The 23,164-nt window shown below is 63.4% G+C and carries 25 protein-coding genes and 1 tRNA gene; 9 read left to right on the forward strand and 17 right to left on the reverse strand.

Going from position 1 to position 23,164, the window contains the following annotated elements:
• Positions 1–76: 76 nt before the first annotated feature.
• Together thrS and AC56LW_RS11500 are read right to left on the reverse strand one after the other, a co-directional pair.
• Positions 77–1,987 carry a threonine--tRNA ligase gene (gene thrS / locus AC56LW_RS11495; protein ID WP_499634324.1) on the reverse strand — a complete coding sequence of 637 codons (1,911 nt, stop codon included), beginning with the start codon at positions 1,985–1,987 and terminating at the stop codon, positions 77–79.
• A gap of 205 nt (positions 1,988–2,192) precedes the next feature.
• Positions 2,193–2,269 (reverse strand) — tRNA-Val (locus AC56LW_RS11500).
• 133 nt (positions 2,270–2,402) lie between these two features.
• Here AC56LW_RS11500 and AC56LW_RS11505 point away from each other — a divergent pair.
• Both AC56LW_RS11505 and AC56LW_RS11510 read left to right on the forward strand, forming a co-directional pair.
• Positions 2,403–3,326 (forward strand): cation diffusion facilitator family transporter, encoded by a 924-nt coding sequence (locus AC56LW_RS11505; protein ID WP_499634327.1) that lies wholly within the window; start codon positions 2,403–2,405, stop codon positions 3,324–3,326.
• A 107-nt stretch (positions 3,327–3,433) separates the two neighbouring features.
• The gene (locus AC56LW_RS11510) at positions 3,434–4,363 is read left to right on the forward strand and encodes an NAD(P)/FAD-dependent oxidoreductase (RefSeq protein WP_332533338.1); all 930 of its coding nucleotides are present in this window, start codon (positions 3,434–3,436) and stop codon (positions 4,361–4,363) included.
• Positions 4,364–4,374: 11 nt separating this feature from the next.
• Here the strand turns inward: AC56LW_RS11510 and AC56LW_RS11515 are convergent, their stop codons facing one another.
• The 6 genes from AC56LW_RS11515 to AC56LW_RS11540 all read right to left on the reverse strand — a co-directional run bounded on the left by AC56LW_RS11515 (position 4,375) and on the right by AC56LW_RS11540 (position 10,388).
• Complete coding sequence (locus AC56LW_RS11515; protein ID WP_499634330.1) at positions 4,375–5,004, reverse strand: hypothetical protein; 630 nt, start codon at positions 5,002–5,004, stop codon at positions 4,375–4,377.
• On the reverse strand, positions 5,001–5,948 hold the full coding sequence (locus AC56LW_RS11520; RefSeq protein WP_332533336.1) for an MlaD family protein: 948 nt from the start codon (positions 5,946–5,948) through the stop codon (positions 5,001–5,003). The genes AC56LW_RS11515 and AC56LW_RS11520 overlap by 4 nt, the downstream gene beginning before the upstream one ends.
• A gap of 19 nt (positions 5,949–5,967) precedes the next feature.
• The gene (locus AC56LW_RS11525; protein ID WP_499570728.1) at positions 5,968–6,774 is read right to left on the reverse strand and encodes an MlaE family ABC transporter permease; all 807 of its coding nucleotides are present in this window, start codon (positions 6,772–6,774) and stop codon (positions 5,968–5,970) included.
• An 89-nt stretch (positions 6,775–6,863) separates the two neighbouring features.
• A complete protein-coding gene (locus tag AC56LW_RS11530) occupies positions 6,864–9,104 on the reverse strand; it encodes a RelA/SpoT family protein (protein WP_332533334.1) in 2,241 nt (746 codons plus the stop codon).
• Positions 9,105–9,108: 4 nt separating this feature from the next.
• A complete protein-coding gene (locus AC56LW_RS11535) occupies positions 9,109–9,459 on the reverse strand; it encodes a RidA family protein (RefSeq protein ID WP_499502769.1) in 351 nt (116 codons plus the stop codon).
• Between the two features lie 41 nt (positions 9,460–9,500).
• Positions 9,501–10,388 (reverse strand): alpha/beta fold hydrolase, encoded by an 888-nt coding sequence (locus AC56LW_RS11540; RefSeq protein ID WP_499634334.1) that lies wholly within the window; start codon positions 10,386–10,388, stop codon positions 9,501–9,503.
• 149 nt (positions 10,389–10,537) lie between these two features.
• Between AC56LW_RS11540 and AC56LW_RS11545 the strand changes: the two genes are divergently transcribed.
• The 6 genes from AC56LW_RS11545 (at position 10,538) to AC56LW_RS11570 (ending at position 15,579) form a co-directional block, all read left to right on the forward strand.
• A complete protein-coding gene (locus tag AC56LW_RS11545; protein ID WP_499634338.1) occupies positions 10,538–11,320 on the forward strand; it encodes a 3-hydroxybutyrate dehydrogenase in 783 nt (260 codons plus the stop codon).
• 163 nt (positions 11,321–11,483) lie between these two features.
• The gene (locus AC56LW_RS11550) at positions 11,484–12,785 is read left to right on the forward strand and encodes a dicarboxylate/amino acid:cation symporter (protein WP_499634341.1); all 1,302 of its coding nucleotides are present in this window, start codon (positions 11,484–11,486) and stop codon (positions 12,783–12,785) included.
• A 143-nt stretch (positions 12,786–12,928) separates the two neighbouring features.
• A complete protein-coding gene (locus tag AC56LW_RS11555; RefSeq protein ID WP_499634344.1) occupies positions 12,929–13,432 on the forward strand; it encodes a GAF domain-containing protein in 504 nt (167 codons plus the stop codon).
• Complete coding sequence (locus tag AC56LW_RS11560; protein WP_332533718.1) at positions 13,425–13,835, forward strand: DNA-binding transcriptional response regulator; 411 nt, start codon at positions 13,425–13,427, stop codon at positions 13,833–13,835. The genes AC56LW_RS11555 and AC56LW_RS11560 overlap by 8 nt, the downstream gene beginning before the upstream one ends.
• An 89-nt stretch (positions 13,836–13,924) precedes the next feature.
• Positions 13,925–14,311, forward strand: coding sequence for a BlaI/MecI/CopY family transcriptional regulator (locus AC56LW_RS11565; RefSeq protein ID WP_332533719.1), 387 nt, complete (start codon positions 13,925–13,927; stop codon positions 14,309–14,311).
• A complete protein-coding gene (locus AC56LW_RS11570) occupies positions 14,308–15,579 on the forward strand; it encodes a M56 family metallopeptidase (RefSeq protein WP_499634348.1) in 1,272 nt (423 codons plus the stop codon). The genes AC56LW_RS11565 and AC56LW_RS11570 overlap by 4 nt, the downstream gene beginning before the upstream one ends.
• Positions 15,580–15,715: 136 nt before the next feature.
• On the opposite strand, the gene AC56LW_RS11575 is transcribed toward AC56LW_RS11570, so the two are convergent.
• Entirely contained in the window at positions 15,716–16,375 is a 660-nt protein-coding gene (locus tag AC56LW_RS11575; RefSeq protein WP_499634351.1) for a 3-oxoacid CoA-transferase subunit B, read from the reverse strand.
• Positions 16,376–16,409: 34 nt separating this feature from the next.
• The gene (locus AC56LW_RS11580) at positions 16,410–17,114 is read right to left on the reverse strand and encodes a CoA transferase subunit A (RefSeq protein ID WP_499634354.1); all 705 of its coding nucleotides are present in this window, start codon (positions 17,112–17,114) and stop codon (positions 16,410–16,412) included.
• A 129-nt stretch (positions 17,115–17,243) separates the two neighbouring features.
• On the opposite strand from AC56LW_RS11580, the gene AC56LW_RS11585 reads away from it, so the two are divergent.
• Entirely contained in the window at positions 17,244–17,801 is a 558-nt protein-coding gene (locus tag AC56LW_RS11585; protein WP_183553102.1) for a PAS and helix-turn-helix domain-containing protein, read from the forward strand.
• Positions 17,802–17,807: 6 nt separating this feature from the next.
• On the opposite strand, the gene AC56LW_RS11590 is transcribed toward AC56LW_RS11585, so the two are convergent.
• The 7 genes from AC56LW_RS11590 to AC56LW_RS11620 all read right to left on the reverse strand — a co-directional run bounded on the left by AC56LW_RS11590 (position 17,808) and on the right by AC56LW_RS11620 (position 23,159).
• The gene (locus AC56LW_RS11590) at positions 17,808–18,389 is read right to left on the reverse strand and encodes a 4'-phosphopantetheinyl transferase family protein (RefSeq protein ID WP_499634357.1); all 582 of its coding nucleotides are present in this window, start codon (positions 18,387–18,389) and stop codon (positions 17,808–17,810) included.
• Positions 18,390–18,433: 44 nt separating this feature from the next.
• Positions 18,434–18,871: an excinuclease ATPase subunit gene (locus AC56LW_RS11595; protein ID WP_499634360.1), complete on the reverse strand. Its 438-nt coding sequence runs from the start codon at positions 18,869–18,871 to the stop codon at positions 18,434–18,436.
• A gap of 71 nt (positions 18,872–18,942) precedes the next feature.
• Positions 18,943–19,530 (reverse strand): hypothetical protein, encoded by a 588-nt coding sequence (locus AC56LW_RS11600; protein WP_499634363.1) that lies wholly within the window; start codon positions 19,528–19,530, stop codon positions 18,943–18,945.
• Positions 19,531–19,560: 30 nt separating this feature from the next.
• Positions 19,561–20,784: a beta-ketoacyl-ACP synthase gene (locus AC56LW_RS11605; RefSeq protein ID WP_499634366.1), complete on the reverse strand. Its 1,224-nt coding sequence runs from the start codon at positions 20,782–20,784 to the stop codon at positions 19,561–19,563.
• On the reverse strand, positions 20,781–21,515 hold the full coding sequence (fabG, locus tag AC56LW_RS11610) for a 3-oxoacyl-ACP reductase FabG (protein ID WP_499634369.1): 735 nt from the start codon (positions 21,513–21,515) through the stop codon (positions 20,781–20,783). The genes AC56LW_RS11605 and fabG overlap by 4 nt, the downstream gene beginning before the upstream one ends.
• Positions 21,505–21,969 (reverse strand): hotdog family protein, encoded by a 465-nt coding sequence (locus tag AC56LW_RS11615; RefSeq protein ID WP_499634372.1) that lies wholly within the window; start codon positions 21,967–21,969, stop codon positions 21,505–21,507. Before AC56LW_RS11615 ends, fabG begins: the two co-directional genes overlap by 11 nt.
• Positions 21,966–23,159, reverse strand: a complete 1,194-nt coding sequence (locus AC56LW_RS11620) for a beta-ketoacyl-ACP synthase (RefSeq protein WP_499634375.1) — start codon at positions 23,157–23,159, stop codon at positions 21,966–21,968. The genes AC56LW_RS11615 and AC56LW_RS11620 overlap by 4 nt, the downstream gene beginning before the upstream one ends.
• Positions 23,160–23,164: the final 5 nt, after the last annotated feature.

Here is a 23,164-nt window from a genome sequence, read left to right on the forward strand (position 1 = left end):
TGATCTCGCCATTGATGCGATTATTCTTGTCAGTAGCTATGTTGTTTCCTTTGAACGTATTGAAATTTGGCCGGGATTACTTGGTCTTGGCGGCGACTTCGCCCACCAGACGTTCCACGAGTGCATCGACGGACATTACGCCCAGATCGACATTGCCTCGGGCTCGCACAGCCACGGTATTCGCGTCTTTTTCTTTATCCCCAACAACGAGGATGTACGGCAGTTTTTGGACGGAATGTTCACGTATTTTATAGGTGATCTTCTCATTGCGCAAATCAGCGTGAACACGCAGGCCTGCCGCACGCAGCTTGGCCTCGACTTCTTTTACGTAATCGCCTTGCGCATCCGAGATGTTGAGCACCGCCACCTGCACCGGCGCCAGCCAGAGCGGCAACGCGCCAGCGTAGTTTTCGATCAGGATGCCGATGAAACGTTCCATCGAACCGACGATCGCACGGTGCAGCATCACCGGCACGCGACGGGTGTTGTCTTCTGCGACATACTCGGAACCGAGGCGGCCCGGCATCGAGAAGTCGACCTGCACGGTGCCGACCTGCCATGGACGGCCGAGGCTATCCTTCAGGTGGTATTCGATCTTCGGACCATAGAACGCGCCCTCGCCCGGCAATTCGGTCCAGGTCACGCCGCAGGCACGCAGCGCCGAGCGCAGCGATTCTTCGGCCTGGTCCCAGACCTCGTCCGAACCGATGCGGCTGTCGGGACGCAGCGCCAGCTTGACGTCGATGTTGGCAAAGCCGAAGTCGTCATACACGGCCATCGCCTGGGCGTGGAACGACGTGACTTCGCGCTCGACCTGCTCTTCGGTACAGAAGATGTGGCCGTCATCCTGGGTAAAGCCGCGCACGCGCATCAGGCCGTGCAGCGCGCCGGACGGCTCGTTGCGGTGGCACTGGCCGAATTCGCCGAAGCGCAGCGGCAGGTCGCGATACGAGCGCATGCCCGAGTTGTAGATCTGCACGTGGCCCGGGCAATTCATTGGCTTCAATGCGTACGAACGGCTCTCCGACTCGGTCGTGAACATATTGTCGCGGTAGTTTTCCCAGTGACCGGTCTTTTCCCACAGCGTGCGGTCGAGAATCTGCGGCGCCTTCACTTCGCTGTAGCCGGCGACCTGGTACTTGTGGCGCATGTACTGCTCGACTTGCTGCCAGATGGTCCAGCCCTTCGGATGCCAGAACACCAGGCCCGGGGCTTCTTCCTGGAAGTGGAACAGGTCCAGCGACTTGCCGAGTTTGCGGTGATCGCGCTTTTCGGCTTCTTCGAGCATGTGCAGGTACTGCTCCTGGTCTTCCTTCTTGGTCCAGGCGGTGCCGTACACGCGCTGCAGCATCTCGTTCTTCGAGTCGCCGCGCCAGTAGGCGCCCGCCAGCTTCATCAGCTTGAAGACTTTGAGCTTGCCGGACGATGGCACGTGCGGGCCGCGGCACAGATCGGTGAAACTGCCTTCGGTGTACAGGGAGACATCCTCGTTCGCCGGGATCGAGGCAATGATTTCCGCCTTGTAGTGCTCGCCGATCGATTTGAAGTAGTCGACGGCCTCGTCACGCGGCAGCACCTTGCGGGTGACCGGCTCGTCCTTCTTGGCCAGCTCGGTCATCTTCTTTTCGATGGCGGTCAGATCGTCCGGAGTAAACGGGCGCTTGTACGAGAAATCGTAGTAGAAGCCGTTTTCGATGACCGGGCCGATCGTCACCTGCGCCTCAGGGAACAGTTCCTTGACCGCGTGCGCGAGCAGGTGGGCGGTCGAGTGACGGATCACGTCCAGGCCTTCCGGATCGCGGTCGGTGACGATCGCGAGATCGGCATCGGCGTCGATCAGAAACGACGTGTCGACCACTTTGCCGTTGACCTTGCCGGCCAGCGCGGCCTTGCCCAGGCTCGGGGCAATGCTCTGCGCTACCTGCGCCACCGTCACGGGACCGTCAAACTGGCGGCTGGAACCATCGGGAAGTCGGACGTTCAACATGCTGTACTCCAATCGTGGCGCCGCGCGCCGTTAAATAACAAGAATCAAGGATAGTAAAATCTGGACGAAAAAAAACGCGGGCTAGCCGCGTTGATTCGTTGTGTTAAGCAAAAGCACACCCCTTCGCGTCTAGCGATTCCCCCACAACGTCGTTGTAGTTCGCGGTGTCATAACCGTGGTGCCTTTCTCGCTCTTACTGATGTTCTGGTGGGCGGTGCAGAATTCGAATCTGCGACCCCTTGGATGTCGACCAAGTATTCTAACCAGCTGAACTAACCGCCCGATGCCGCCATTATAGGGACCCGATGCGGGAACTGCAACCCTCGCACAAAATTTATTGCTGACCAGCTCACCATGCTGCACGGGCGCCGATGATTTACACTGGTGCCCCATCCGAATATTGAATGCATTGGCGATGACGTACAAGCTGCACGACCCTTCCCACCTGCATGCCCACCTCGACGGTGACGCACGCCATTCCCATTCCATCGAAGCGCGCAGCCAGAAGGCGCTGGCATTCGCGATGGGCCTGACACTGCTGTTTGCGCTGATCGAGGTGATCACCGGCTTCGTCTCCAACTCGCTGGCCCTGATCTCGGACGCCGGCCATATGGTCACCGACGCCGCGGCCCTCGGCCTGGCCCTGCTCGCACAGATGATCGCCAAGCGCCCACCCTCGGCGCGCCACTCGTTCGGCTTCGTGCGCGCCGAAGCCCTGGCCGCGTTCGTCAACTGCCTGGTGATGCTGGCCCTGGTGGGCTGGATCGGCTGGGAAGCCATCCAGCGCCTGATCCATCCGGAGCCCGTCAAGGGCGGCATCGTGCTGGTCGTGGCTGCCCTGGGTGCCTCGATCAACCTGCTGGTTGCCTGGATCCTGTCGCGCAACAACGACAGCATCAACACGCGCGCCGCGCTCGTCAATGTGATGGGCGACCTGCTCGGCTCGCTGGCCGCGATCGCGTCCGGCGCCATCATCTATTTCACCGGGTGGTTGCGGGCCGACCCGATCCTGTCGATTTTCGTTGCCCTGCTGATCCTGCGCTCGACGAGCGGCATCCTGCGCGAGTCATATCACTTCCTGATGGAAGGTGTGCCGCACAAGATCGACTTCGTCCGGGTCGGCGCGGACATGGCCACCGTCGATGGCGTGCTGGGCGTGCACGACATGCACGTCTGGGACATGTCGCCCGGCCACCCGGCGCTGATTGGCCACATCGAGATCCGCAGCCTGGAGCAATGGCCAGCCGTGCTGGAAGCCGTGCGCGCGATGCTGCGTGAGCGCCATGGCATCGACCACGTGACGCTGCAGCCGGAGGCGGCCGGCGGCAAATCGCTGTGAAACCGATCGTGGCAATCGGCAGCTAACCAATCGTGTAAGCACAGGCCGACTCAGCACGGGCGCGTGCGCTGATACCTCCATCCTGCATTCAGCGACATAATGCAGCGATGGACCTTACACCAAACGTATTCGATACCCTCATCATCGGCGGCGGGCCGGGTGGCCTGACCGCCGCCATCTACCTGCGCCGGTTCACCCGCAATGTCGCCCTGGTCGACAAGGGCAACAGCCGTCTGGCCTGGATTCCCGTCTCGCACAATTACCCGGGCTTCCCGGACGGGATCAATGGCAAGCTGCTGCTCGACCAATTGCGCTGCCAGCTCGGCAAGTATGGCGGCCACGTGATTCCCGGTGAAATCAGCAACCTGCGCATCGACGACGGCCTGTTCATCGCCGACTGCACGAGCCCGGAGGGCGACGTCACCGAAATGCGCGCCTACACGGTGCTGCTGGCCACGGGCGTGGCCGACGTCGGCATGCCGGTCGAGCGCTGGGACGAAGCGGTGGCCAGCGGTGCGGTGCGCCTGTGCCCCGTGTGCGACGGCTACGATGTGATCGACAAGCGCATCGCCGTGGCCACGGCCGAAGTCAATCCGGTCGGCCACGCCCTCTTCATGCGCAGCTTCAGCCGCGACGTGCTGCTGTTCGAGCGAGCCGACGAGTCGGTGGTCGACGCCGACCAGCATGCCCAGCTGCAGGCGGCGAACGTGCAGCATATCGCATCACCGCTGGCCGGCGTCACACTGACCGACGATCTGAAACCCGTCCTGCACACGCGCGACGGGCAATCCTATGAATGCGATGTGTTCTACCCGATGCTGGGCGAGAATGCGCGCTCTGCCCTGGCGGCCAACCTGGGCGCCGAAACGGTTGAATGCGACACGCTGACCGTGGATGACCATTGCCGCACGGCGGTGCCGGGGCTGTACGCCATTGGGGATGTCACGCGCGGGCTGAACCAGATCACGGTGGCAACCGGCCAGGCAGCGATTGCCGCGACGACGATCCACAACACGCTGCCGTGGGCGCTGCGCTAAAGGGTTAAGGTCTACAGGCCGCCGGCCAGCTTGCGGCGCCGCTCGATCGCCGCCTGCGCGGCCGTGTCGCCCGCCGCTTCGGCACGTTGCGCCTGCACACCCAGCCACGCCAGCAGCGGCCGGCGCCAGCCCTGGGTCGAGGCCGTGTCAACCGCCAGCGCAATCCCCGCCGGCGTGATGCGGCGCGCCTTGAACTGCGCGCCAGCAGCAACCAGCCGCGCCAGTGGATCGGCGATGCTCTCCAGCGCGCCGCCGCCAACCACAGCCCGATGCTGCTCAGGCAGCAGCGCAACATCCAGTCCATCCCACTGCCCCGCCAGATACGCGGCGTACGCGCGCTGTGCCGGTGTGGCGTCAGGCGCCAGCGCCGCGTAACCCGGACAATCCTCGAACACCAGACTGGCTACCTGCGCCGCGCAGCGCACCAGCTCCACCTGGGCCACATGGTCGGCTCGGCCAGTGGCAGTCGTCTCGGCGCGCGCTTCGCGGAACTCGGCATTCGACGCGGCCGTGTGCCCTTTCAGGTAGTCGTCCACCGACGCGTCGAGCGCGCCCTTGGCGTTCGCCTGCCAGTCGGGCGGCAACGGTTTGCTCGCGCAGCCGGCCAGCAAGGCAGCGATCAACAATGGAAAGGTCTTCATGGCAGCTTGATCTCCGGATTGGTGCGCGCGAACGGCCACTTGCGGTTGATTTCCTCGACCAGGCGATTCACCTTGCGCAGGCTGGCGTCGACGTCGCCGCGCAATGCGCTCAGGTCTTCGGTCGCTTCGCGCGTGTTGGCGCCGACGGCTTGCGCCTCGACCAGCACCGCGTCGACCTTTTTCAGTGTGGCGCTCGCGTCCTTGAGCACGACGTCGAGCTGACGCACGGCCGTCTGGGCGTCATCCATCACGCCGGCCTGGCCGAATACGCGCTGGTCGGCCTTGGCCAGGATCACGTTGACGCGGTCCAGCGCTTCCATCAGCTTCTTCGCTTCTTCGTCGCCACCGAGTGCGCCACCGAGCACGCCATAGCGCCCCGACATGCGGCCCGTCACGGCCGACAGGTTCGACAGGCTGGTGTTCACGTCCGAGCCGGACGAGGTCATCGTTTCCAGATTTTCCAGCAGCCCGCGCGCCGTAGCGACGATGCGCGGGATTTCCGCGGTCGCGTCGCCGCGCAGCACGGTGCGGGTCGAGTCGGCCGGCAGCGGCGCATCGGTCAGCACGCCCGTGTAGGCGCGCAGGCGCGTTTCGCCGACGATGCTCGACTCCAGCGTAAACACGCTCGAGGCGCGCAGCCACTTGGCGTCCTTGCTCTGGACATCGACCAGGATATTCACCTTGCCGGTATCGGCCAGTTCGACCTGGCGCACGCGCCCGATCGGAAAGCCGGCAAACGTCATGTCCATGCCGGGAATGACGCCAGTCGAATCGTCGGCCACGAGCGTCAGGCGCTGGGTCGGCTCGAACACGCCGCGCGCGTACATCACATAGAACACGAAACCGCAGATCATCAGCCCCAGAAAAACGAGGAGGATCACGGCCTTGGTTTCGACATGCTTCGGCTCGTCGGGAAGCGCGTTATCGGGAATCTGGTCCGTCATGTAATGTGGGTCCTGTCAATCAGATGTATTTCAGTGCAAGCGAGGCCGCCTCGATCACGATCAGCACGAACAGCAGGCGCAGTGCGCCCGGCTGCACGGTCGAGACCAGGCGCCGTGGATAACGCTGCAATTCGAGAATGGCCGCCGTCGGAATCAGCGCCACGGCCAGGCCGAACAGCACCGTCTTGAGCACGAAGCCGGCGGTGACGGTTGGCGCGAATACGCGCCCCACGGTGCGGGTATAGTCGCCCAGGCCCCACGGCGAGACGCCGTAGACGTTCAGGTAGGCCAGCAGCAACACGACGATGGATGTAACCAGCGCCAGCGTCAGCACCGACACCGCATTCGCGATCAACTGCGGCACCAGGTCGCTGCGCATACGGCGCAGCGCATCGTCGCTGGCGCCACGTGCCGGCAGCGCGCGGCGGGCCAGGCCCAGCGCCGATGCGTCGAACGCCATGCTGGCGCGCAGCGCGACGAACAGCGCCGCGCACAGGGGAATGAGTTCGAGCACCAGCACCCGCACCACCATCTCGAGCGCAAAGCCAGACAAGCCGTAGCTCTTGGCCGTGACCAGCACGATGCGGATGATGACGAGGCTGACCAGGCACGCGGCCAGCGTGAACCAGGGCAGCACTTGCCAGGTGCTGGCATGGATGTGGCGCGCGGTGGCGTGGAAGCGCTCGCGCTGCCAGGTGGATGGCGAGAATGCCAGCACGATGGCCACCGCACCCAGATGGATCATGTACCACCAGCTGCGCAGATAGCGTTTGACGTGCGCGAACCAGAGTTCGGGATGGGCAATTGAAGGAAGCGAGCGCGGCATGGGCTGAATGATACTGCGGTTGCGGCAGGCTGCGCGGCACGGTGACAAATGATTACGTCACCTCGCCGCACAGGGGGATAATGCTACTGCTACTGCCGCTTCGCCTCCATCACGCCGCCCACTTCCATGATCGCCGCCAGCGCCTTCTGCGCCTGTGCCGTCGACCCGATTTCGGCCGTGAAGATCATGCGCGCTTGCCCTTTGGCGCTTTGCGTGTTCACCCCGATCACATTGATCTTCTCGCGCGAAAAGACTTCGGAGATATCGCGCAGCAGCCCTTGCCGGTCCTGCGCCAGAATGAACAGGTCGACCGGGTAGACGGTCTCGTTTCCGGCTGAACCCCATTCGGTCTGGATGACGCGCTCCGGCGACTTGGCCTGCATCTCGGAGAAGTTCTTGCACGTCAGCCGGTGGATCGACACGCCCTTGCCGCGCGTGACGAAGCCGATGATCGGATCGGGCGGCGCCGGCTTGCAGCACTTGGCGAGCAAGGTCATCAGCCCTTCGGTGCCCAGCACCAGCACGCCCGACTTGGCGCCCTGCTCCACGCTCGAGGCGCGGCTCTTGTTGTCGAACTTCGGCTCCTCAACGGGCGCCGGTTCGTCGCCATCGTGCAGCGCCGCTTCCACGTGGCGCAGGCTGAATTTGTCCTTGCCCACTTCGATGAACAGTTCGTCCACCTTGGCAAAGCCCAGTTTCTGCGCGAGCAGTTCCAGGTTAACGGCGGTCTTGCCTTCGCGCTGGAGCGATTTTTCAACGAGCGCGCGGCCGTGGGCCAGCGTTTCGGCCTGGTCCAGCGCGTGGAACCAGGCGCGGATCTTCGAGCGCGTGCGGCTGCTGACCGCGTAGCCGGGGCTGAGCCAGTCGCGCGACGGGCCCTGGTTGCCGCTCGATCCCTTGGCCGTGATGATTTCGCAGGTCTGGCCGTTTTTCAGTTGCGTATTGAGCGGCACCATCACGCCATCGATGCGCGCGCCGCGGCAGCGGTGGCCGACATCGCTGTGCAGGTGGTACGCGAAGTCGATCGGCGTGGCGCCCACCGGCAGTTCGAGCACCCGCGCCTGCGGCGTCAGCACGAAGATGCGGTCGTCGAGCGTCGTGGCCTTGAGCTTTTCGACCCATTCGCGCTGCAGTTCTTCCTGACCCGACACCGCATCGGACACGTCGGTCTTCCACGCCAGCAGCTGGCGCAGCCAGGCGATCTTTTCGTCGTATTGCTGGCTCTTGAAGTTCGAGCCCCCTTCTTCTTTATAACGCCAGTGCGCGGCGATGCCGTATTCGGCAAAGTTGTGCATCTCTTGTGTGCGGATCTGCACTTCGAGTGGCCGGCCGTCTTCGGCCATGACCACCGTGTGCAGCGAGCGGTAGCCGTTGGGTTTCGGGCGCGAGATATAGTCGTCGAATTCCTTCGGCACCGGCGTCCAGATATTGTGGATCACGCCCAGCACCGTGTAGCAGGTCTTGATGTCGGGGACGATCACGCGAAACGCGCGCACGTCATACAGCTCGGTGAAATCGAGCTCCTTGCCGCGCATCTTGCTCCAGATGCTGTAGATGTGCTTCGGGCGGCCCGACACATCGGCCGGAATCGACGCCGACGCCAGCTCGCTTTGCAGGCGCTCGATCGACGAGGCGACAAAGCTCTCGCGCGACATGCGCTTTTCTTCGAGCATCTTGGCGATGCGTTTGTAGGTATCGGGTTCGATGAAGCGAAACGCGAGGTCTTCCAGCTCCCACTTCAGTTGCCAGATCCCGAGCCGGTTGGCCAGCGGCGCATAAAAGTCCAGCACCTCACGCCCATAGGCGCGCGTGACGTCGTCAAACCGTTTGTGTTCGGCGAAGTGGCGCAGCGTGGCCGCGCACGAGGCCAGGCGCATCAGCACCACGCGCATGTCGGTGGCCATCGCCAGCAGCATCTTGCGCAGCGTCTCGTTTTGCGCCGCGGCCTGTTGCGCCGCGTTCTTGCCGCTGCCCACGGGCGCGCCGCCGGCGGTCAGGTCGCGCAGGCGGATCAGCTGATGCACGCCCTGCACGAGCGCAACGACGCCGGCGCCGAAGCGTTCTTCGAGGTCGGCGAACACGGCCGGATCCATCAGCGCCAGCTCGAACACCAGGCCGGCGATGCGCGTTTCGGCATCGGTATTCAGGTACGCGAGCGTGCCGGCTGCACCGAGCGAGAATTCGAACGCGCTCTGGCCCGAGCCGGCCAGACGCGTGCCGTACGCGCCGAACGCGTAGTCGAGCGCAGCGTGCACGCGCACGCAGTCCTCAGGGCTCAGCCCCTGTACCAGGCCAGTCTTGGTATCTCCTAACAGTGCGGTGGAGACCATGCGCTCAGCGCAGAGCGGCGATGATGCACACCTCGACCAGGCAGGCCGGGTTGGCCAGCCTGGCTTCGACGGTGGCGCGCGGCGGCGTGTGGCCCTGGGCGACCCACTCGTCCCAGACATCGTTCATGCCGGGGAAGTTGTCCATGTCCGAGATGAAGATATTGCAGGACAAAATGCACGATTTGTCGCTGCCGGCTTCGCCCAGCAAACGGTCGACGTGGCCCAGCACTTCGCGCATCTGGCCATCGATGCCCTGGGTCGTATCTTCGGCGATCTGGCCGGCCAGGTACACGGTCTCGTTGTGGATCGCGACTTCGGACAGTCGTTTGCCTACGTGCAGTCGTTTGATTTCCATGATGTCTTTCTGTTCGATAAAGGTTGATTCAGGCCGGATCGTCATGATCCCGTGCCGGTTAAAAATGTGCGGGCAATGGCGATCTGGTCGGCGTGCACGAACGTCGGCGCATGGCCGACGCCGGGGATTTCGACCAGGCGCGCATGCGGCCCGCGTGTCGTCATCTGCTGCGCCGTGGCGCGCGAGAGCAGATCGGACTGTTCGCCGCGTACCAGCAGCGTGGGACACCTGATCGCATCCCAGGCCGCCCACAACGCCGCTTCGTCCTCGGCCGCGCGTTCCACCGTCATGCTGCGAAACGGCTGCGCCAGGCTCAGATCATAATGGCGCCGCCACTGGCCGTCGGCGTCCTGGCGCAGCACATCGCTGGCCAGCTTGTGCCACTCGTCGTCGGCGTGCGGCCCGAACGTGGCCGAGACGGCCCTGATGTAATCCGCGCCGGCAGCAAAGCTCGGAAAGCGCACGTCCTGGCCGATATACTCGCCAATGCGCTGCAGCGCCTCGCCGCCCAGCGCCGGGCCGATATCGTTGATCACGAGCCGCGAAATCGGTGAGCCTTCCAGGGCGGCCAGCGACATGCCGATCAGGCCGCCCATCGAGGTGCCGAACCATGCGACGTCTTCGCTCTCAGTGCCCGCCGTGACGCGTGCAATCAGCGTGACCATGTCGGCCACGTATTGCGACACCTGATAACCGGCCGGATCGCGCAGCCGGTCGGAGCGGCCGCGCCCGACGATATCGGGGCACACGACGCGAAAGGTATCGCACATCGCCTGCGCCATATGGTCAAAATCATCCCCGACGCGGGTCACGCCGTGCACGCACACGAGCACCTTCGGATTGTCCGCCGCGCCCCATTCCTTGTAGGCGACGCGGTGCAAACCAGCAGGCGAGATGCACTGGACGCTCTTGAATCTGGGCTCGGACATCGCGACTCCGGAATAAGAAAATCATGAAAGGCGCCTGGCTGCTTTCGCGCGCGGGAGGCGTTACGGTTAGAATTCTACCAATTCTGAGGGAGTTCCCCACATACGCTCGCCAACGGGCATTTACCAATGAGGACACAATGACATCGACCATGCTAAACGGTAAAACGGCTCTCGTCACCGGATCGACCTCGGGCATCGGCCTGGGCATCGCACGCTCGCTGGCCGAACAGGGGGCCAATATCGTGTTCAACGGCTTCGGCGACGCGCAGCAGATCGAAAAGCTCTACACCGATATCGGCGCCGAATTCGGTGTGCAAACGGCGTACCACAATGCCGACATGTCCAAGCCCGACGAGATCGCCGCGCTGATGCAATATGCCAGCGACAAGTTCGGCGGCGTCGACATCCTGGTCAACAATGCCGGCATCCAGCACGTCGCCGCGCTCGAGGATTTTCCGCCTGAGCGCTGGGACGCGATCATCGCCATCAACCTGAGCTCGGCCTTCCACACGACGCGCCTGGCCTTACCCGGCATGAAGCAAAAGAACTGGGGCCGCATCATCAACCTGGCCTCGGTCCATGGCCTGGTGGGCTCGAGCCAGAAGTCGGCGTATGTCGCCGCCAAGCACGGGCTGGTCGGCCTGACCAAGGTCACCGCGCTGGAGACGGCGCAGACGGGCGTGACGTGCAATGCGATCTGCCCCGGCTTTGTGCTGACACCGCTCGTCCAGAAACAGGTGGACGACCGCGCTGCACGCGAAGGGCTCGACAACGACGCCGCGCGCAAGGCGCTGCTGCTCGAGAAGCAGCCGTCCGGCGAATTCGTCACGCCCGATGAACTGGGCGCGCTGGCCGTGTTCTTCTGCAGTCCGGCGGCAAACCAGGTGCGCGGCGTGGCCTGGAATATGGACGGCGGCTGGGCCGCTCAGTAACAATTCTCCCGTCGTGGCCTGGCTTGCTGCCCGGCCACGCACACTCCGGGTGCGAAAATTTCCACGCTGCACTGCTGCAGTGCAGCATGCGGATTTCCACAATAGCCCGCACCCGCTGATTGCGCCACCATGGCATCACTACCAACCTCGTTGAAGAGTTGCCATGAAGAAGCCGTTTTATAAAATCCTGTACGTCCAGGTATTGTTCGCCATTGTTCTTGGCGTATTGCTGGGCGTATTTTACCCAGAGGTAGGCACTGCGATGAAGCCCTTGGGAGACGGCTTCATCAAACTGATCAAGATGATCATCGCCCCCGTGATCTTCTGTACCGTCGTTGCCGGTATCGCCGGCATGCAGGACATGAAGAAGATCGGCCGCGTCGGCGGCAAGGCACTGCTGTACTTCGAAGTCGTGTCGACCTTCGCCCTGGCCATCGGCCTGGTCGTGGCCAACGTCGCCAAGCCGGGCGCTGGCTTCAACGTCGATCCGGCCACGCTTGATTCGAGCTCGATTGCGCAATACACGACCAATGCGCATGCCCAGACCACGACCGAGTTCATCATGCACATCATCCCGACCACGTTCGTGGATGCATTTGCTACGGGTAACATCCTGCAAGTACTGCTGGTCGCGATCCTGTTCGGTTTCGCGCTGTCGATGATGGGCGAGCGCGGCCGTCCGGTGACCAAGCTCATCGATGACATCTCGCACGTCATCTTCGGCATCGTCAACATCATCATGAAGGTCGCTCCGCTGGGCGCGTTCGGCGCGATGGCGTTCACGATCGGCAAGTACGGCATCGCGTCGCTGCTGCCGCTTGCCAAGCTGATGGGCTCGTTCTACCTGACCTGCGCCCTGTTCATCTTCATCGTGCTGGGCGCAATCGCCCGCTTCACCGGCTTCTCGATCTTCAAGTTCATCCGCTACATCAAGGAAGAACTGCTGATCGTCCTGGGTACGTCGTCGTCGGAAAGCGCGCTGCCAAGCCTGATGCGCAAGCTGGAAAACCTGGGCTGCGCCAAGCCGGTCGTCGGCCTGGTCGTGCCAACCGGTTACTCGTTCAACCTGGACGGCACCAATATCTACATGACGATGGCGGCCCTGTTCGTGGCGCAAGCAACCAACACCGACCTGACGCTGACCCAGGAACTGACCATTCTGCTGGTGGCGATGCTGACCTCGAAAGGCGCATCGGGCATCACCGGCGCAGGCTTCATCACGCTGGCCGCGACGCTGGCCGTGGTGCCGACGATTCCGGTGGCCGGCATGGCGCTGATCCTGGGTATCGACCGCTTCATGAGCGAAGCGCGCGCGCTGACCAACTTCATCGGCAACGGTGTCGCCACGGTCGTCGTGTCGAAATGGGAAAACGAACTCGACGTCAAGCGCATGGACGATGTCCTGCATAACCGCGTGATCGTTGAAGACCAGACCACGATGAAGGCCGTGCGCGAAGCGGCGTAATCTTCTGCCCTTGCCCGTCCACGAAAGCCGCACCCTTCGGGGTGCGGCTTTTTTTTGGCGTGCCTGATCGTGCGGAGGCGGCCTGGTAGCGTCTGGTATATTGAACATCCCGACTGACGACCGGCCGCGCCGGTGCTTCCACGATGCTGATTGCCGCTACCCCCGACAACGAAGCCGCGCGCCTGGCCGCCCTGTATGACCTGCTGATCCTGGACACGCCCGCCGAGGAGCGTTTCGACCGGATCGTGGCCTTCGCTGCCACCGAGTTCGACGTGCCGATCGTCACCATCACGCTGATCGACACGGATCGCCAATGGTTCAAGGCCCGTACCGGCACCGCGCTCTGCGAAACCGGCCGCGACATCTCGCTGTGCTCCCATGCGATCCTCGAGCAGGACATCCTGGTCGTGAACGACACGCTGCTCGACACGCGCTTTGCCGACAATCCCCTCGTTACCGGCGCGCCGCACATCCGCTTCTATGCCGGCGCGCCATTGACCATGCCGTCACGCCTGAGCCTTGGGACCCTGTGCCTGATCGACCGCAGGCCACGCACGCTGGACGCGATGGAGCTGGGCATCCTGCGCACGCTGCGCGACCTGGTCATACTGGAACTGCGCAATCTTGGCGAGGTGGCCGATGCCTGACGCAACCACCCACATCCTGCTGGTCGAACCGGAACCGATGCTGCGCCGTACTGTCGCAATGACAGCGCGCAGCCTGAACCTGGGCCAGGTCCATGAAGCGGCAACGAGCGCGGCCGCACTGCGCCTGCTGAGCGTGCGCACCTTCCAGGGCGCGGTGATCGCTGTCGATTGCGTGGGCAGCGGCAAGGACAGCCGCTACGATCTGGGCCTGATCGACCGCCTGCGCGCCGATGCGGCCGCCAACAAACAGGGCTTGTCGATCGCGATCATGACCGAGACGGCCACGCCCGAACTCCTGAGCGACCTGCGCGAGCGCCGGATCAGCCGCGTGATCCTCAAGCCGTTTCGCGCCAGGGTCGTGCTCGACACGATCGAGACGATGTGCCGCGCGCGGAAAACCTGAACGCTTCCACGCACGGTACGCAAAAATCTTCGTAGACAACTCGATCTAGACAAGATAATCTAGCTTCATCTTGCCTATCCGAGGATGTCATGCCGCTCTCCCCCGACGCGCCCAAGCCCACGCCTGCCGAGCTCGACCTGCTACAAGTGCTGTGGCCGCTGGGCGCCGCCACCGCCAAGCAAGTGCATGAGGCGATGCTGCCGCAGCGGCCCGACGTGACGTACGCAACAGTGCTACGGCTGATGCAGGTCATGCACGCCAAGGGCTTGCTGGGCCGCGACGAGAGCGAACGCTCGCACGTCTACAGCCCGGTCCACGCGCGCGATGCGCTGCAGGGCAATCTTCTCAACGACCTGATGCAGCGTGCCTTTGCCGGCTCGGCCAAGGCACTGGTGCTGGCGGCGCTCAAGAGCGGCATCTCGAAGAAGGAGCGGGCCGAGATCGAGCAACTGCTGAAGGATGGAGACGGCCAATGACCGCCGCCCACCTGGTTGCCAGCATTGGCTGGACGCTCGTCGAATTCATCTGGCAAGGGGCGCTGATCGGCTGCGCCGTGGCGCTGGCGATGAGCCTGCTGCGCAATGCACGCGCCGAGCACCGGTATGCGGTCGCCTGCGCTGGCCTGTTGCTGTGCCTGCTCTGGCCCGCCGCCGAACTGGCGACGCGCCTGGCCGGCACGCCGGACATGGCGACCCAGCCGATGGCAACCTTGGCGAGTAGCCTGCTAGCGGGTCCGCTCGACGAGAGCTGGCGCACCGTATTCGAACGCAGTCTGGGCTGGATCGTCGGCACGTGGGGTGTCTGCGCTGTCGTCCTCGCATTGCGGATGATCGCAGGATTGCTGTGGCTGCACCGCGCAGCGGCGGTCGAGGCAAGCGAACCGGTCTGGCAAGCCCGGCTTGACCGAATGGCGCAGGCTGCCGGCATTGCGCGCACGGTGCGGCTGCGCATCGTCGCGGGCCTGGCCAGCCCCGTCACCTTTGGCTGGTGGAGGCCGGTGGTGCTGGTGCCGGCATCGCTCGTATCCGGCATGCCACCCCACTTGCTCGAGGCGTTGCTGGCGCACGAACTGGCCCATATCCGGCGTCACGACTACCTCGTCAACCTGCTGCAGAACGTGGTCGAGGCACTGCTGTTTTATCACCCGGCAATCTGGTGGATCTCGGGACGCATCCGCGCCGAACGGGAACTGGTTGCCGACGCCATCGCAGCAAGACAACTGGGCGAACCGCGGCGCCTGGCTCTTGCGCTATCCGAACTGGAACGACGCCAGTTTTCAACCCAGCATCTGGCCCAGGCGGCCAATGGAGGCAATCTCATGCAACGCATCAAACAACTCGTTCGTCCCGACACGCAGGCACTGAACTGGAAAGCCGCGCTTCCGGTACTCGGCCTGGCCCTGGCAGCCCTGGCCGGCTGCACGAGCACGGCGCCGGTCAACCCGTTCGCCGCGATGCCCGACAACGACACGACGATACCAATGGCAAAATTCAATTCGTGTGCAAGGCCCGTGTACCCGGCCGATGCGCTGGCGGCCAAGATCGAAGGCACGGTGACACTCGCGATGCTGGTAAGGGCCGATGGCAAGGTGCGCGAAGCCGTGGTACGCAAAACCAGCGGCAATGGGTCGCTCGACGAGACGGCGCGCGCGGCACTCGCCAAATGCACCTTCCAGCCGGGCACGGTGAATGGCGCACCGAAGGAACAGTGGGCCGAGGTGCAGTACGTGTGGGTCGCGAGCTGATTCGCTCTACCGCCAAGCATTACCGTAGGGTGGACGGCTGCGCCGTCCACCCGTTCAACGATTGTTGATGCGCCACGAAATCCGTGCAGGTTGAACGCGTGGGCGGCATAGCCCCCCACCCTACGTTCGGCGACGGCTACGCGTGCTGGACGGAAGACACGTCGAGTTCGCAACCAGTCGCTGCGACGATCTCGTCCACGCTCACGCCGGGCGCCAGCTCGACCAGCTTCAAGCCGGTGGGCGTCACGTCGAGCACGCCCAGATCGGTGATGATGCGATCGACCACGCCGACACCGGTCAACGGCAGATCACATTTCTTCAGCAACTTGTGACTGGTGGAGCCATCCTTGGCGGTGGCGACATGTTCCATCACCACGACCACGCGCTTGACGCCGGCCACCAGATCCATCGCGCCGCCCATGCCCTTGACCATTTTCCCCGGAATCATCCAGTTGGCCAGGTCGCCTTCTTCCGACACCTGCATCGCGCCCAGGATTGCCAGGTTGATCTTGCCGCCGCGGATCATGCCGAACGAATCGGCCGAGCTGAAGTAGGCCGAGCCCGGCAGCGCCGTCACGGTCTGCTTGCCGGCGTTGATCAGGTCGGCGTCGACCGCATCCTCCGTCGGGAACGGGCCGATGCCCAGCAGCCCGTTTTCAGACTGCAGCGAGACCTCGATATCCTTCGGTACATAGTTTGCCACCAGGGTTGGTAATCCAATGCCCAGGTTCACATAGAAGCCGTCTTGCAGCTCCAGCGCCGCGCGCGCGGCCATTTCATCACGAGTCCATGCCATGTTGTTGTCTCCGTTTCTGTCGTCGGGTTAAAGCTCAGTTGCTCGCGGTGCGCACGGTGCGCTGCTCGATGCGCTTTTCAGGCGACGGGTTGTGGACGATGCGGTGCACGAAGATGCCCGGGGTGTGCACGTGGTCGGGATCGATCTCGCCGGTCTCGACCAGCTTCTCGACTTCGACGATGCAGATCTTGCCGGCCGTCGCCACGTTGGGGTTGAAGTTGCGAGCCGTCTTGCGAAACACGAGGTTGCCCGAGCGGTCGGCCATATAGGCCTTGACCAGCGACACATCGGGGAACAGCGCATGCTCCATCACATAATGCTCGCCATGGAATTCGCGCGTTTCCTTGCCCTCGGCGACGATGGTGCCGTAGCCGGTCTTGGTGAAGAAAGCCGGGATGCCGGCGCCGCCGGCGCGCAGCTTCTCGGCCAGCGTGCCTTGCGGCGTGAATTCGAGTTCGAGTTCGCCGGCCAGGAACTGGCGCGCAAATTCCTTGTTTTCGCCGACGTACGACGCGATCATTTTCTTGATCTGGCGTGTCGCGAGCAACTGGCCCAGGCCGAAACCATCGACGCCCGCGTTGTTGGAGATCGCGGTGAGTTGCTTGACACCCGAGTCGCGCAGCGCTGCGATCAGGGCTTCCGGAATACCGCACAGGCCAAACCCGCCCACGGCGATGGTCTGGCCGTCCTGCACGACGCCTTCGAGTGCCGAGCGCGCGTCTGGATACACTTTATTCATACCTGTCCCTTTTATAAGTTTGAGAACCCGTCTCAGCATAGAATACCGGCAGCCCGTGCACAATACCGTAGAACTACCGCCATCCTGCGCCACCTGCACGCCAACGAACCACGCCCTGACCCGCCTCACATGAACCTGCCGCACACGATTGACTATGAGATGATTTTCCAGCACGCGCCAGTGGGCATGTGCATCTCGCGCGACCGGGTGATCCAGGCTTGCAATGGCGCGCTGGCGGCGATGTTCGGCCATCCGGCCGGGCACCTGACCGGCTCGTCGTTCTCGGTGCTGTATCCGACCATGGACGAATTTTTACGCACGGGTGACCGCATCATCCCGATCATGAACGCGAAGGGGCGCTACTCGGACGAGCGCATCATGCGCCGCGCCAACGGCGAGCTGTTCTGGTGCCATGTGACGGGCCGTGCGCTGTCCCCGCTCGAGCCCCTGGGCGCCGGCGTCTGGATCTTCGAGGATGTCAGCGAGAAGCGGCCCGTGACGGCGCAGCTGACACCGCGCGAGCGCGAAATCGCCGCGCTGCTGGTCGAGGGCAAGACCAGCAAGATCATCGCGCGCGAAACCGACCTCAGTCCGCGCACGGTCGAAATGCACCGCGCCAGCCTGATGCGCAAGTTTGCGGCATCGACGTCGGTGGAACTGGTGCACAAGCTGGTGGGTGCGGGCTAGGCGCGGTCACAGGTCACCCAGTTTTACCTGCACAGGAACGGACATTGATGTCAAAGGCATGCTGCATGCCAGCGCGCCGGCCAGACCATCACGTTCCCACAAATGTTCCACGGCGGCAGGCTGGCCGAGCTTGATGAAAGCCTCATGCCGGCACCACATCTTGTAAAACGTGGCGTGACGCCGTTCCGTGGAGGAATCCAGTACAAGCGTTGCATCCTCTACATCGAAGGCATGCTGCGCCATCGACACCACGTCGCGCGTGAGGTCGATACGCTCGATATCGATGCCGAGCGCAACGCCAGTAGCAGATGCGCACGCGACCCAACGGCCACTATGCGAGATACTGAAGCCAATGTCAGCGAATGAAAGCAAAGCGGGTGCCTGACCGGGCCGCTCGAGCAATGGGATCGTGTCTGGTGCGCATGCCAGCAACCGGCCCAACGCCAGACGCAATAATGCGCGTCCGACAATGAACTGGCGCTTGCGTTCCGGTCGCACAAACCTCGCACAGCGCGCCAGCTCGGATTCGCCAAGCCACGCAGCGCACGCGACGAACAGATTGTCATCGACGTCATTGGCATCGACCAACCACACCAGCAGATCCGCGCCAGGCGCCACAATGATGGTGTCGTTTATTTCAATTTGACGAAGTCGGCCTTGAGCGCAACGCCGCTCATGATCGCGCCTTCATGGCACTCAAATTCGGTCCTGCTCGAGCGCTCGACATTCTTGTAGTTGCTGACGATATTGACGACCGCATCCGCACCCAATTCTTTGGCCCGTGTCTGCAGGCGCAACATGGCCGACAGGAAGACCCAGTTGCACGATGTCTCGAAAGCCTTGCCGACGGCATTGGTCTTCTGGCTGGTCTTGTCGGAACCGAGACGCCGCGCAATTTCCGGGGTCGGCTGATCCCCGAAGTAGAACTTGATCTCGTCACCGAGCCGGGCTTTGGCGTTGTTGTCGTTCAGCGCAACCTCGATTGGAAGAAAGTGGACAGAGTCGGCTGCCTGGACCGGCAAAGTAGCCAATAACATGGCAGCTGCGATGGTCAGAATACTTTTTTTCATGTTTTTCTCGTTACCAGAATGGATGGGATGGGAGGTAACGCACGGGGATCGTGCGCTACCCAGAGAGAAAATTAATTGGCTCCCACCGCGCTGTCGTCAGCGCCCGTCGGGCCGCCTACCGCGCGCTCGTAATTGTCGATCGTATAGCTGCTGGCCAGCTTGGCTACGCGGAACAGCATCATGTTGTCCTGCACACCGAGCGTAAAACCACCGCTCATGGCACCGGCACGCTGGAAGAACTGCGGCTCGGCGATGACCTTGCCGTTCTGGTCACGGTACGTAACGCGCATCAGCACGCCCGAACTACCTGCGAACGGGCCGAGGAACACGCGTTTGGTACTGCTCTTGAACGAGATCTGCTCCACGACCGGTTCCACCGTCAGTGTGGTGCCATTGGCTGGTACGCCATTCCATTTCGCCAGCGAGGGCGCCAATTCCTTGTTGAAGTTCGCGGCAATCTTGCTCAACGCAGCATCGTTGCCCTTGTAACCTGCAGCGAACATCACCGGCTTGACCTCGATGCGGCTGAAGTTTGAGAAAGCTTGCATCGGCGCCGGATTGGTCAGCGACGACGCCTTGATCCTGGTGGCACAACCGTGCAGCATTGGCACAGCCGTGATGAGTGCGACGGCGACGATAGTACGACGAGTGACTTTCATGGGATTTCCTGTTGTAGGTTTTAGTGGGGACTACCTTTTGAAAATCAGCGACGTGTTGATGCCGCCGAAAGCAAAATTATTGGACATCACGTATTTGCAATCGAGCTTGCGGCCCTCTCCCCTGATGTAGTCGAGTGCTCCGCATTCAGGATCGACGTCATGCAGGTTCACCGTTGGCGCAAACCATCCTTCTCGCATCATCTCGATACTGATCCACGCCTCCAGCGCGCCGCAGGCGCCGAGCGTATGACCCATATAACTCTTGAGTGAACTGATCGGCATTCGTGCACCGAACAGTGTGCTGGTTGCCAGACTTTCTGCCAGGTCGCCGTGCGACGTCGCGGTGCCGTGCGCATTGACGTAGCCGATCGCGTCCGGCGTCAAGCCGGCATCCGAGAGGCTCAGCGCCATCGCGATTTGCATGGTCGCCGCGTTGGGCTGCGTGACGTGGGTGCCATCGCTATTGGTTCCGAAGCCCACCAGTTCTGCGTAGATGGTCGCGCCGCGTGCCAGCGCGTGCTCGCGCTCTTCCAGAATCAGACATCCCGCGCCTTCGCCGATCACCAGGCCATCGCGCGCCCGATCGAACGGGCGCGGGCTGGTCTCAGGCGCATCGTTTCGCGTGCTTGTGGCAAACAGCGTATCGAACACCGCCGCCTCGGTCGCATCGAGTTCTTCGGCGCCGCCGGCGATCATGGCCAACTGCCGCCCACTCTTGATTGCCTCGTAGGCATAGCCAATGCCCTGACTGCCCGATGTGCATGCCGACGACGTGGTGATCACGCGGCCCGTCACGCCGAAGAACACGCCAATATTCACCGGCGCAGTGTGCGCCATCATCTTGATGTAAGTTGTCGCGTTGATGCCGCGCGTTGTGCGTTCCTCCATCATCCGGCCGAAGTCACCGATCGCACTCGGCGTGCCGGCCGACGAGCCGAACGACACCCCCATCTGCCCGCTCGTGAGCAGCGGATGGTCAAGCAGACCAGCATCCTGCAGCGCCAGTTCGCTCACGCGCGTGGCCAGCAGTGCAACCCGGCCCATGCTGCGCGTGGCTTTGCGATCGTAATGCTTCGGCAGCGCGAACGGCGCAGCAGGTGCGCCCAATTGCGTATTCAACCCTTCGTAATTGGCCCACTCGGGCATGCGCACTATGGCATTGCGGTATTCGCCCAAACGCGCACGTACCGTCGGCCAGTCGTTGCCAAGGGGGCTGATGCCGGCCATGCCGGTGACGACCACGCGATAGCTCATGCCAGCCCCCCGTTCACCGACAGCACCTGCCGCGTGACATAGCCAGCGTCGTCGGACATCAGGTAACTGACCGCCGCCGCGACTTCTTCAGGGCGGCCAACGCGGCGCGCCGGCACCATCTTCAGTACCTCGTCGATCGGTACGCCATCCAGCATCTCGGTGTCGATCAGGCCCGGCGCGACACAGTTGACCGTGATGTCGCGCTTGGCGAGTTCGAGCGCGAGCGCCTTTGTTGCACCGATGATTCCCGCCTTGGCCGCGCTGTAGTTGACTTGCCCGCGATTGCCAATCAGGCCCGACACCGACGCCATCGTCACGATGCGGCCGGGTTTGCGGCGCTGAACCATCGGCATCACGAGCGGATTGAGTACGTTAAAGAACCCATCGAGGTTCGTGCCCAGGACGATATCCCACTCTTCCCCGGTCATGGCGGGAAACGCCGTATCGCGCGCGACGCCGGCGTTGGCGACGACCCCGTAGTAGCAGCCGTGCGAATCGATGTCAGCCAGCAGTGCTGCAGCGGTGGCGTCACGCTGGCCGATGTCGAACTGCAGTACGCGCGCGGCGCCGCCATCAGCAACGATCTGCGCGGCCACGGCGTCGGCCTCGGCACGCCGGTCCCGGCAATGTACGACGACTGCAAAACCATCGCGCGCAAGGCGCAGCGCGATGGCCTTGCCGATGCCACGCGACGACCCTGTCACCAGCACTGTTTTCTGGTTACTGCTCATTCAGACTCCGTTGCAAAAACGTTTCCACATTGTGGGGTTGAAACACTGTGATCGTGGCACTGGCCAGCGCCAATCCACCGTTGGCGTCAACAATGCGGCAATCAAATGCGCCCATGCCGTTGTCCCCCTGCAGCGCGCGCTGCACGTGAACGTGCAGTACGCTGCCGATCGGGAACGCTGGCATGCTGCACACGTAACGGCGGGTGCCAAGCAAAAAACCCAACTGCACTGGCTGATCGAGCTGGCGCGCCAAGTAGCCGGCGTGCGCGGCAACCGCCTGCGCCATGTATTCGACGCCTACCCAGGCGCCAACCGCGCCATCAGTGCAGAACAAGCTGTGCGCCCCGATCACGACCTCGGCGCTCAGGTTCTCGTTATCGGCTGCAAGCAAACGGCCCAACAGAGACATGGCGCCGCTGTGCGGTACCAGTTCCTGGATAGCCGGCAGCGTCATGACATCCTCCCGAACACCAGGGATGCGTTCGAGCCGCCGAACGCGAATGAATTGCTGAGCGCGTAGCGGATCGGGCGGCCCAGCCGCGCGCCATACGCCACCACGTTAAGTACCGGCAGTGCCGGATCGGGGACGCCGTCCCACAGGTGCAGAGGCAAGCAGCCCTCGGGATTTTCATCCTGCATCGCCAGCCAGCAGAGCGCCGCTTCGACCGCGCCGGCCGCACCCAGGGTGTGGCCGGTGAGTGGTTTGGTCGAGCTGACAGCGACTTGCACGCCAAACAGCGCCGCCACTGCGCGCGACTCCATCGCGTCGTTCTGCGGCGTGGCTGTACCATGCAGATTGATGTAGTCGATGCTGCTGGCGTCGATGCCAGCGCGTCGGAGCGCCTCGGTCATCGCGATACGCGCGCCGCCGCCTTCCGGGTCTGGCGCCGACATATGGTGGCCATCGGACGACTCGCCCCAGCCGCACAGGGCCACGGTCGCCGGCGAGCGGCTCATCAGGAACAAGGCCGCCGCCTCACCCAGATTGACCCCGTTGCGGTTGGCGCTCAGGGGATTGCAGCGCGCGCCGCTGACCGATTCAAGGGCCGAAAATCCGGCGACCGTGAAACCGCACAAGGTATCTACACCGCCCGTGACGACGGCGTCGCACAGGCCCATGCGGATCAGACGCGCGGCGCTGGCCAGCGCCTTGGCGCTCGACGAGCAGGCGCTTGAATGCACGTAGGCGGGGCCGCTGACGCCCAGTTCGCGCGCCACGACCTCGGCGCACGACCCCATCTCTTGCTGGCCGTAGTGGAAATCGGCCGGCAACGCGCCGGTGTGCAACTCCTTGGCCAGCGCCGTCTCGGCTGCACTGACGCCCGACGTACTGGTGCCGAGTACCACGCCCACGCGCGCTGCGCCGTACTGCGCGATCGCCGCATCGAGCGCCGGTCGGATCTGTGCCAGTGCAGCCAGCGTGAGCTGGTTGTTACGGCTGCGCAGGCGCAGCGGCAAATGATCAATCGGCGGTAGTGCGCCCGTTATGCGGCCTAATGGCAACGGCCGTCCGATCGACCAGGCGTCCGATACAGTCAGGCCGCTGACGCCATCCACCAGCAAGCGTCGCGTGATCGCGGCGCGCTCATCGCCCAGCGCGCACACCAGCGCGCAGTCGTTCAGAAAAGTCGTCGGTTGGGGCATGGCGG

Source organism: Telluria sp. LT2P80 (assembly GCF_059685955.1).